Genomic DNA, 10,680 nt, shown 5'->3' on the forward strand with positions numbered 1-10,680 from the left:
TTAAACCGAATCATGGATAGATTAACAATTATAAAAGTTGGCGGGAAAGTAGTAGAAAATCCCGACTCGCTAAACGCCCTGCTGGATCAGTTTACCCGAATTTCCGGCAATAAAATACTGGTGCATGGCGGAGGCCGCACAGCCACTGACATTGCAGCCAAACTGGGCATTGAAACCGAAATGGTCGACGGGCGCCGCATCACCGGAAAGGAGATGCTTGACGTGGTAACCATGGTTTATGGCGGATTAGTCAACAAAAAAATTGTGGCCGGACTACAGGCCCGGGGCTGCAACGCTATTGGTCTCACCGGTGCCGACCTGAACCTTATCAGCGCGCGGAAACGGCCGGTGGCAGAAATCGACTATGGTTTTGTTGGCGATGTAATAGACGTAAACAGCCGGGAGCTTCGCATGATGATTAATGAAAACGTAGTTCCGGTAGTAGCGCCCCTTACCCACGATGAAAAAGGCCAGCTTTTAAATACTAATGCCGATACCATTGCCGCCGAACTGGCAACGGAGCTTTCCGATTATTTTAGCGTTTACTTGTTCTATTGTTTCGAAAAAACCGGCGTATTGCTCGACCCCGAGGATAATAGCAGCGTCATCCATGAACTCGACATGCAGCTTTTCCTGCAGTATCAAAATGAAGGAGTTATTCATGCCGGGATGATACCGAAACTTGACAACGGTTTTCGGGCCAAGCGAAATGGGGTAAAAGAAGTATTGATTACGAACCCGGAGAACATGGCCGACGGAAGAGGTACACGATTGATCTAAAGTAAGAATCCCCATTTATCTGTTTAAAAAGTTATTTTGTTATCTATCTTTGTGCCTGGCTAAAAAAATAGTCCGAAAAGGGTTTTATGAGAGAAGGTGGCAAAAGCAACGCAATTATTTGGGAAAGTTTTCTGGCAGGCGATAAAGAAGCGTTTGCTCATATATATAACCTGTATGTGGAATCGATGTACCGGTATGGGACCAAACTTTGCAGCGACGAAAACCTTGTAAAAGATGCCATACAGGAAATTTTTCTTGATCTTTTTCTAAAAAGGCATAAAAACAAAACCAATCCGGAAAACCTTCATTATTACCTGATTTTAGCGTTAAAAAGAAACCTCATAAAAAAACTGAAACGAAACCGGAAGTTAGTAGAAGAAGAGGATTTCGAAACGGAATTTGAACCGGAATACAGCATCGAAAAAATCATCATTGAGGACGAAGAAGAAACCGAACTGAATCGCCGGGTAAAAAAAGTATTGAGTACTTTACCGGCCAAACAAAAAGAGGCCATCTACCTCCGTTTCAACGAATCGATGGAATACCAGGAAATAGCACAAGTATTGAATATCTCCGTAGAATCAGTAAGAAAACAAGTCTACCGCGCACTATCGTCCATACGGAAGCAGTTTGGTAAGCAGGGACCGGTCTTGTTTTTATTCAACCTGAAAAAAAGCTGATCCCACCCCAAACAGACCTTTCGAACCTATGGCAGGATATTCCTTTCCCTCAAAGCATCAAAAAAAACTTGTAATCGGGATTTTTTATACGATCCAAAAAATCATATTGCAAAATATGCCCTGTAGCAAAAATTTCTCCTCCTGGCCGGCCTCAGTAAAGGCTAAGGAGGAGTGGCTCCGTCCAATGATGGAGACGAGGTGGTTCATAAAAAATAAAGGAAATATTACCACCCCGATACCACAAGTGAGCGTCTTCCTTCCCCCTCCTTGACAAAAGGAGGGAAAAAACTCGATCCGGGATTTTACAAAGCTTCCTCAGAAATGGAATTATGGTAGAAAGTGGCAAACAACAGAAATGAATCCCGCAGGCAACCACACACCGTAAAACAATAAAATACAATGGCTTATGTCAAGCCATTTATTCTTTTCCGGACAACAGTTAAAAAAAATTAAAAAAATCTGTCCATATTTTACATGCTGGTGTCCTTTTAGGTTAAATGATAAAAAAACCACATGGGAAGTATTAGCAAATACCTTGAAGATAAGCGGTTCATACAATGGGTATTCAACCCGGGCCATGAGTTGGATGACTGGTGGAGGTCATTTGAAACCGAAAATCCCAGGGAAAAACAAAATATTCAGGAAGCAAAAAGGATTCTGCAAAAGCTGCATACGAACAACAAAGAACTTTCTGAAGACGAAAAAATCCTGCTTTTCTCCCGTATTCTAAAACAGGTGGAAGAACATCAGCAAAACAGAAAAACCCGCAGGTTAGTTTTAGCTTTTTCAAAATACGCCGCCATTGCTATTTTGTTTTTTTCCATTGGAGCGCTTCTTTTCTACAAAAAGAACAATTTCAATCCGCAATTTACTGCCCTCGAAACAGCGGAACCCATTCTCGAAAATGAAGCGAGGCTCATCAGGCCCGATGGAGAAAACATTCTGCTCAGTGAAAAGAATTCGCAGATAGAACACCGGCAGGATGGCCAGGTGATAATCAATAACGATGTAATAGAAAAGGATACCCGTCCCTCCGGCAAAAAAACTCCGGAAATGAACCAGTTGGTAATTCCGTATGGAAAAACGTCGAAACTCATTCTTCCCGACGGCACCAGGGTGCAACTGAATGCGGGAAGCCGTCTGGTATATCCTGATTTTTTTATGGATAAAACCCGTGAAGTATTTCTTGTGGGCGAGGCCTTTTTTGAAGTAGAGCACGATGCCAAACATCCTTTTGTTGTGCAGACCACCGATATCCGGATCAGAGTACTTGGTACCCAGTTCAATGTTTCGGCCTACCCTTCCGAAAATATTATTGAAACTGTACTTGCTGAAGGCAAGGTGCAGCTGGAACAAAACAATACGGGGATGTTTTCAGAAACGACCGAATTAGAACCCGGTCAGTTAGCTTCCTTCAACAAAACAGAACGTACCACACAGCTTAAAACGGTAGATATTGAAAACTACATACTCTGGAAAGACGGGCTGCTCAGATTTGCAAGTACCGACTTAAGCCGCGTTGTTAAAAGGCTGGAACGCTATTTCAACATTCGCATAAAATACAATGATCCCTTTTTGGGAGGCATTAGAATTTCAGGGAAACTTGAGTTGGGCGACAGCCGCGAGGCAGTACTGGAAAACCTTGCCGTGGCGGCTTCCATTCATATTTCTAAAATAGGAGAAAATTATTACGAAATAAGTAAATAATAAAACCGGCAGACGCTGCAACGCCTGCCGGTTCAAATGTGTTAAATTTTAGTATTGTGTAACTTAACATTTCAAAAGTATGAAAAAAAGACGAGATTGTTTTTCTCCTCATGGAGAAATCAGGAAACTTAAATTAAGTTTAAAAAAAATGAAACTAACACTAATTTTTTCTATGCTGACCCTCCTCACTTTCGGGAATGGATTTTCCCAGGTTAAGGTGACCCTACATTTTGAAAAAGCATCCATTCAGAATGTACTTGAAACAATAGAGAACCAAACCGGTTATGTATTTTTGTATAAAGACGAAATTTTTAACCCAGACCAAAAATACTCCGTGGATTTTACCGATGAACCTTTTAACGAGGTAATCAAATCGGTTTGTGAGAAAGCGGGAGTAGAATACGAAGTCCGGAGCAACCGGCAGATTATCCTCACGGAAAAGGGACAGGAATCATTGCTGAATATTAATTTCCAGCAAAAAACGGTTACCGGCATGGTTACTGACCAAAGCGGACTGCCATTACCGGGTGTTACTGTTGTTGTACCAGGAACAACTACAGGTACCGTAACCAATGCCGACGGAAATTTCTCTTTGGCAGTTCCTGACGGCACTGAAATCCTGCAGTTTTCGTTTGTGGGTATGCAGACACAGGAAGTGTCCATTGCAGGAAGGACTACTTTTACCGTGGTGCTGGAGGAAGAGACAATAGGGATTGAAGAAGTGGTTGCAATTGGATATGGAACAGTTAAAAGAACAGACCTTACGGGTTCAGTAGGCCAGGTTTCCAGTGATAATTTAAAAGACTTAAATATTTCGAATACGACTCAGGCATTGGCAGGACAAATTAGTGGTGTTTCAGTGCAACAGGGTTCCGGTTCACCTGGTAAAGGAGCAATAATACGCGTTCGTGGGGCAGCATCAATTACTGCTAATAGCGATCCTCTTTATGTTATTGATGGTTTCCCAATTACAGGTGATTTGTCAGTTCTTAATCCAAATGATATTGCATCAATTGAAGTGTTAAAAGATGCATCGGCATCTGCCATATATGGTTCAAGAGCTTCAAACGGCGTAATTCTTATCACAACTAAATCGGGCAAAAAGGGTGAAGCTAAAATTCAATTTGATAGCTACGTTGGCTTTCAGACTGTTGCTAAAACCTTAGATTTGATGAATGCTCAAGAGTTTATAGAGTTGAACAGGGAAGCCTTTAATACAAAATATATTGAAAGTGTACCAGGTGCTAAAATTACGGATCCTGTTGTAAATCGACCTTCTGGTTACCGATATAAGTATCCGGATTTTTATGATGATCCTGCAGCAGTTGCCGCAGTGGGGAATGGAACAGACTGGCAGGATGAAATTTTCAGATCTGCACCGATTCAAAATTATCAATTAAATGTTTCAGGAGGCTCTGAAAGTACAAATTACTTTTTCTCTGCCGGATATTTTAATCAGGAAGGAATTATCATAAATTCAAACTTTGAACGATTTTCATTACGTGCAAAGATTGATACGAAGATAACTGATCGACTCACTGCAGGTATCAATTTAGCACCAAATTACTCAATAAATAATGATATAGCAGAAGGACATCCGAGTAACGGAGTTATTATTCAGGCATTAGCTATTGCTCCATGGATACCAGTAAGATACGATAACGGTGTTTATGGTACTGCAACAGATTATGGTAAAGCTGGAGGTGATGGAATCACGGGAATAGTAAATGCGGTTGCAACTGCTACTCATACCAAAAATCAATCAAATAGATTGCAGATGTTCTCAAATGCATATGCCGAACTTTCACTACTTAGTGATAAAAGTTTAAAACTGAGAACATCAATTGGTGCCACTATAACAAACTACAGAAGGAACTACTTCCGTGCAGCAGGTCTAATGCCAATTGCCGGAAACCCTGGTTTGGGACTACCCCAACACCGTAGAGCCGAATCAGATGCGCAAGAAACATTCAATTATTTGAACGAAAACACCTTATCGTATTCTAAAACACTTAATGAAAAACATAATTTTGATGCAGTTGCTGGTTTTACTGTACAAAAACAAACCTGGATGCAAACCTATGCAAATGGGTCTGATTTTCCGGACGATATTATTGAGGTAATAAGTAATGCGACTATAAGACAAGGTTCGTCCAATATAAATGAATGGGCAATGATGTCATATCTGGGTCGATTAAATTACAACTATAATAACAAATACTATGTAACTGCCTCGTTTCGTTCAGACGGTTCTTCAAAATTTGGAAAGAATAATCGATTTGGAAATTTTCCTTCAATGTCATTAATGTGGCGTGCAATTGAAGAAGACTTTATTAAAAACGGGAATCTCTTCAGTGATTTAAGATTACGTGCAAGTTATGGTGTAACGGGTAATGATAATTTGTCAAATAATTATGCAGCAATTGGAACAATAGCTACAAGTAATTATGCATTTGGAGCTGGATCCGGAGTTATAGTAAACGGTGCCAATATGAATTCTATCTCTAATCATAATCTTACATGGGAAAAAGCATCTCAATTAGACTTAGGATTAGAATTTGGTTTCTTTGATAATAAACTGACTTTTCTGACTGATTTTTACAGTCGTAAAACAACAGACCTGTTATTGAATGTGCCGGTCCCTACAATTACTGGATTTAGTAATGCTTATCAGAACATAGGTAGAGTAGATAACTGGGGATTAGAATTTAATATTCGAGCAAATGCTATCAATACCAATGATTTTTCTTGGTTAATTAGTGCTAATTTATCAATGAACCGTAACGAAGTTAAAGCGTTAGGTCCATCAGGTGACCCAATATATTACACCGGTCAAACAAGAGGTGAAGGACATGTATTGAAAATAGGTTTTCCAATGGGAACCTTTTACGGATATGATCATATTGGAGTTTATATGAATCAGGAAATGTTTGACGAAAATCCAAAAGAAGCAACTTCTCATGTGGGTGATGCTATGTATCGTGATGTTAATGGTGATAAAGTAATCACTGCTGCTGACCGTACTGAAATTGGTAAGGCTGAACCAGATTTTTATTACGGAATAAATAATTCTTTTTCCTATAAAAACTTTGATTTAGGGATACTTATTCAAGGTTCATATGGAGGAGAGATATTACACATCGGGAAACGATATTACGAAAACTTAGAAGGAAACCAGAACCAATTAAGAACGGTATTGAATAGATGGAGGTCAGAAGAAGATCCGGGTGATGGTTGGATACCTCGCGTTCGTTCAACACCCACGGGCCAGACAAGCCAGATTTCCACTCGTTGGGTTGAAGATGGTTCATATTTGCGCGTGAATAATATAACTTTGGGGTATTCCTTTTCGAATACAACACTAAGCAAATTAAATATTGAAAATATGCGGGTAAATATTTCAGCTCAGAATCCAATTACAATAACAAACTATTCTGGCTTCAATCCTGAAGTTAATACATCTGAAAATACGGTCTTAGCTGGATCAGACCACGGAGTGTATCCTTTATCTAAGTCGTTTACCTTAGGATTAAATATAACTTTTTGATATAACTAATCATAAAATTATTTACAGATGAAAAAAATAATAAAACTCGGAAATATTGTTTTTATATTTCTTATTCTATACTCATGCTCTGACTTCTTAGACCTTGCTCCAAAAAATATGTTAAGCGAAGAAGTATTTTATGAAACACCAGAACAAATAGATTATGCTTTGACCGGTGCTTATTCGATACTCAGAAGTAATGGGGTAACAAAAAACTGGTATATACTGACTGAAATACCTTCAGACAATACGTATGGAGTGTTATCAGGAACTGTTACAGACAGAGATGAATTCGATAAATTTTATTTGCGTTCATTAAATCCGTATCTGTCAGCATTCTGGAATGACGCATATTCCGGTATTAACCGTGCAAATAAAGTTATTGAGGAATTATCAGGCTCAGATATTGATGAATCATTAAAAAGTCGTTATACGCTCGAAGCAAAGTTTCTTAGAGCATTTCTTCACTTCAATCTTGTCCGAATTTTTGATGATATACCTTTAATGACAAAAACAGTTACTATACCTGAATCTTATGAAGTGATACGTTCTGATAAGAATAAAGTGTATACACAAATTATTGCAGATCTTACTGATGCTTCTGCTCTCCCTAAATCATACGCTTCGCAAGAAGATATTGGTCGGGCAACGTCTGGTGCTGCAAAAGCACTGCTAGGTAAAGTTTACTTAACCATGGGTGACTATCCGAATGCTGCTATTCATCTCAAAGAGGTAATTACTTCCAACCAATATAGTTTAATAGAAAATAGTACGCCAGGTACATGTGATGGATTTGAAAAATATTTCGATCCGGATAATCATAATAACCAGGAGGCTATTTTCGAGGCTCAATTCAAAAAAGGAGGATTTGGTACCGGAAGTGGTTGGGTAAATACATTTGCTCCTGGCGCGTCTGGTGATAATGTAGTTGCAGTTGGTGGCAATGGTGATGACAATATCCCGGAAGAAGGAATGTGGGAATCTTGGGATGAAGGTGATTATCGAAGAGACTTTTCTATGGCTTTGGGGTATACAAACAAAACAACGGATAATTGGGTTAGTGCACGCCACGTTCGTAAATATCGCGACATTCCCTATGATAATGGAGATAGTAATAATAATTGGCCATTTCTAAGGTATGCAGATGTTTTATTGATGTATGCAGAATGTTTAATTCAAAGTGGTGACTTTTCTGAAGCAGCTGAATATATTAATAAAACTCGTCGTCGTGGTTTTGGATATCAAAGTTCAGAGGTTGGTTCACCTGCTGATATTTCAGCTAGTGGTAAAGATCAACTTCTTTTGGCAGTAGAAAAAGAAAGACGGAATGAATTGGCTTTCGAAGGTCATCGTTGGTTCGATTTGGTTCGGACTGGTCGTGCTCTTGAAGTAATGACTGCTAATGGTAAGAGCTTAAATGAAACGAATTTAATAGCTCCGATACCGCAAAATCAGATAGATGCAAATCCGAAACTTGAGCAGAATGACTATAGAATAGAACCAAGATAACATATCCATATTCTATTTTATACACTGTACGATATAAGTATTGAGCTTTAAGTTTCAAACTTTAGAGTAATTACTTTTCATTGATAAATAACTGTCTAGTTGGCTTATAGTCAATTAGACAGCTATTTTAAATTTTCAGAGTGCAATCATAATGATACTTTTGACCTTGGTTGGCAGGACGGAGAAATGGAAATTCATCGCATGAATACAGGTCGGGGTGTTTGCGCTTTTTATATATTTCCTGATGGGACAACCATGTTGATTTAGGCCTATACAGGTAATGGGATTTTGATTTTCTTAAAGAAGTTAAACTCAGTTTACCTGAAACTCTGGAAAAAGTGTTCGTTAGAGCTTATCGTATTTTATTGTCAGGAGAGATTTTCAATTTGTTGGAATTTTATGGCCAGGATTATCTTGTTAAAGTGAAATAAAAAAACTTGAGAGCACCGGATGTTTATCGACTGGGTTCTTGCAGTACCTGCCAAAATTATCAGAAGCGGACATAAAAATAAAAAAAGGAGGAATATATGAATAGCCACACTAAAGTGTATGGGCGGTTCTATTACGGTCATAAACTGAAAGCGAAGGGGGCATTTATGCCCGCAGGACAAGGGATTGAAAATATTTTTGACTGGAGTTTATCCAGATTGGACACAATAAAATAGCTTTTGTCCTGGTGCCGGAATTAAAATCGGACCAAAAAATTCAATTTATATTTTTACAATAATAAAATTTATGAAATTTTTAGTTGTATTTGTTTTAGTATTTTTCTCATACAATCATCTTTATAGTCAGGATAACCAGATTGATAAGGATAATAAGATCAATGTGATTGTAATCGGGGCTCATCCTGATGATCCTGATAGTAAAGTAGGAGGAACAGCAATTAAGCTTTCAAAGCTTGGGCATAATGTACTATTTGTATCACTAACAAACGGTGATGCGGGACACCAGTCTATGGGAGGAGGTGTATTAGCAAAAAGACGCAGAGAAGAAGCTTTTGAAGCAGGAAAACGCTTTGGAGTAACTTATAAGGTACTGGAAAATCATGACGGAGAACTGCTCCCAACACTAGAGCTTAGAAAAGATATAATCAGATTAATTAGGCAGTGGAATGCAGATATTGTTATTGGTCACAGGCCATACGATTATCATCCCGACCACAGAAATACAGCTATTGCTATTCAAGATGCAGCATATATGGTCATCGTTCCAAACGTAGTGTCCGATACACCTCCATTGAAAAAAAATCCGATTTTCCTCTATACACAAGACCGCTTTCAAAAACCTTATCCTTTTAAACCTGACATAGCTATTGATATTTCTGATGTTATCGATCAGAAAATAGATGCCATGTCTGCGCATCAATCTCAATATTTTGAATGGCTTCCATGGATAGCCTCAATTGTACCACCTACTGACAAAGAAGAAAGAATTCAATGGCTCAAAAAATTTCGTGAATTACCCATCACTCCATCTATCAGAAAGTCTTTAATTAAGTGGTATGGTGAAGAAAAAGGGGAAAAAATAATTTATGCGGAATCATTTGAAATTTGCGAATATGGTAGACAACCCACAGACGAAGAGATTAGAGGTATGTTTCCTATGTTAAAGTGACATAAAAAAAATACCTGTAAAGTCACAATTTGTATGTGCCTACTTGTTTCATTTTTTTATAGTCATATGTGCTATCAGCAGAATAGTAAAGTTTTAAATAAATAAAAACCATGAGGTTAAAAAAAATTTTAAGAGTTCATGCAATTTTTATCCCTGCAATATTGATAGGAGTATGGAGTTGTACTCCCAAAGGTGAGCGGCAACCGGAAACAATCAGACCCAATTTTATTATTTTAATGTCTGACAACCATAGCTGGGAACACCTGGGGAGTTATGGCGATCCGGTGCTAAAGACGCCTGCCATTGACAAGCTGGCTGCAGACGGGCTTCGTTTCAACCACGCATACTGCTCTGCACCGTCGTGCGCCCCTGCCCGGGCCTCCATGCTGACAGGACAGGATATCTGGCGGCTGGAAGAAGCCGCCAACCTGTGGGGTGATTTTCCGGCAAAGTTTAAAGTGTTCACCCAGCTGCTGGAAGAGTCAGGCTACCTGGTAGGCCACGAAGGCAAAGGATGGGGACCTGGCGACTGGGAAGCCAGCGGTAGAACTGAAAACCCCGCCGGGAAAAAGTTTTATTCATTCGAAGAGTTTTATAACGAAAAAGAGAGGGGCCAGCCCTTTTTCTACTGGTTTAGCTCCCGCGACCCGCACCGCCCCTTTAAAACCGGCGGATGGGAAAAAGGGAACATTGATATAGATAAAATGGAAGTGCCGCCTTACCTGCCCGACACCGAAGATGTGCGTAAAGACATGGGCGACTATTATGCCGAGATTGAAAGCTTCGACAGGGATGTGGCCTCTTACCTTCAGTTACTGAAAGAGATGGGGCAGCTGGACA

General features: G+C 39.3%; 8 protein-coding genes. All 8 read left to right on the forward strand.

Annotated elements, in window-relative coordinates; translation table 11 throughout:
* Nucleotides 1-12 precede the first annotated feature (12 nt).
* Nucleotides 13-780 (forward strand): acetylglutamate kinase, encoded by a 768-nt coding sequence (gene argB / locus D1164_RS22490; RefSeq protein WP_119352164.1) that lies wholly within the window; start codon nt 13-15, stop codon nt 778-780.
* An 86-nt stretch (nt 781-866) separates the two neighbouring features.
* On the forward strand, nt 867-1,460 hold the full coding sequence (locus D1164_RS22495; RefSeq protein WP_119352165.1) for an RNA polymerase sigma factor: 594 nt from the start codon (nt 867-869) through the stop codon (nt 1,458-1,460).
* A 513-nt stretch (nt 1,461-1,973) separates the two neighbouring features.
* Nucleotides 1,974-3,167 carry a FecR family protein gene (locus D1164_RS22505; RefSeq protein WP_119352167.1) on the forward strand — a complete coding sequence of 398 codons (1,194 nt, stop codon included), beginning with the start codon at nt 1,974-1,976 and terminating at the stop codon, nt 3,165-3,167.
* A 79-nt stretch (nt 3,168-3,246) separates the two neighbouring features.
* The gene (locus D1164_RS22510) at nt 3,247-6,714 is read left to right on the forward strand and encodes a SusC/RagA family TonB-linked outer membrane protein (protein WP_119352168.1); all 3,468 of its coding nucleotides are present in this window, start codon (nt 3,247-3,249) and stop codon (nt 6,712-6,714) included.
* 27 nt (nt 6,715-6,741) lie between these two features.
* Nucleotides 6,742-8,223 carry a RagB/SusD family nutrient uptake outer membrane protein gene (locus D1164_RS22515; protein WP_119352169.1) on the forward strand — a complete coding sequence of 494 codons (1,482 nt, stop codon included), beginning with the start codon at nt 6,742-6,744 and terminating at the stop codon, nt 8,221-8,223.
* Between the two features lie 527 nt (nt 8,224-8,750).
* Complete coding sequence (locus tag D1164_RS23870) at nt 8,751-8,888, forward strand: hypothetical protein (RefSeq protein ID WP_172594597.1); 138 nt, start codon at nt 8,751-8,753, stop codon at nt 8,886-8,888.
* A 70-nt stretch (nt 8,889-8,958) separates the two neighbouring features.
* Entirely contained in the window at nt 8,959-9,840 is an 882-nt protein-coding gene (locus D1164_RS22520; protein ID WP_119352170.1) for a PIG-L deacetylase family protein, read from the forward strand.
* A 110-nt stretch (nt 9,841-9,950) separates the two neighbouring features.
* Nucleotides 9,951-10,680, forward strand: a 730-nt coding sequence (locus D1164_RS22525) for a sulfatase-like hydrolase/transferase (RefSeq protein ID WP_147372269.1), incomplete at its 3' end; no start/stop codon positions are given.

This window comes from Mariniphaga sediminis, from assembly GCF_003573545.1.
Lineage (GTDB): Bacteria > Bacteroidota > Bacteroidia > Bacteroidales > Prolixibacteraceae > Mariniphaga > Mariniphaga sediminis.

Coding starts and splice junctions, on each gene's coding strand:
- argB (WP_119352164.1), top strand. CDS start 13: ATGGATAGATTAACAATTATAAAAGTTGGCGGGAAAGTAGTAGAAAAT.
- D1164_RS22495 (WP_119352165.1), top strand. CDS start 867: ATGAGAGAAGGTGGCAAAAGCAACGCAATTATTTGGGAAAGTTTTCTG.
- D1164_RS22505 (WP_119352167.1), top strand. CDS start 1,974: ATGGGAAGTATTAGCAAATACCTTGAAGATAAGCGGTTCATACAATGG.
- D1164_RS22510 (WP_119352168.1), top strand. CDS start 3,247: ATGAAAAAAAGACGAGATTGTTTTTCTCCTCATGGAGAAATCAGGAAA.
- D1164_RS22515 (WP_119352169.1), top strand. CDS start 6,742: ATGAAAAAAATAATAAAACTCGGAAATATTGTTTTTATATTTCTTATT.
- D1164_RS23870 (WP_172594597.1), top strand. CDS start 8,751: ATGAATAGCCACACTAAAGTGTATGGGCGGTTCTATTACGGTCATAAA.
- D1164_RS22520 (WP_119352170.1), top strand. CDS start 8,959: ATGAAATTTTTAGTTGTATTTGTTTTAGTATTTTTCTCATACAATCAT.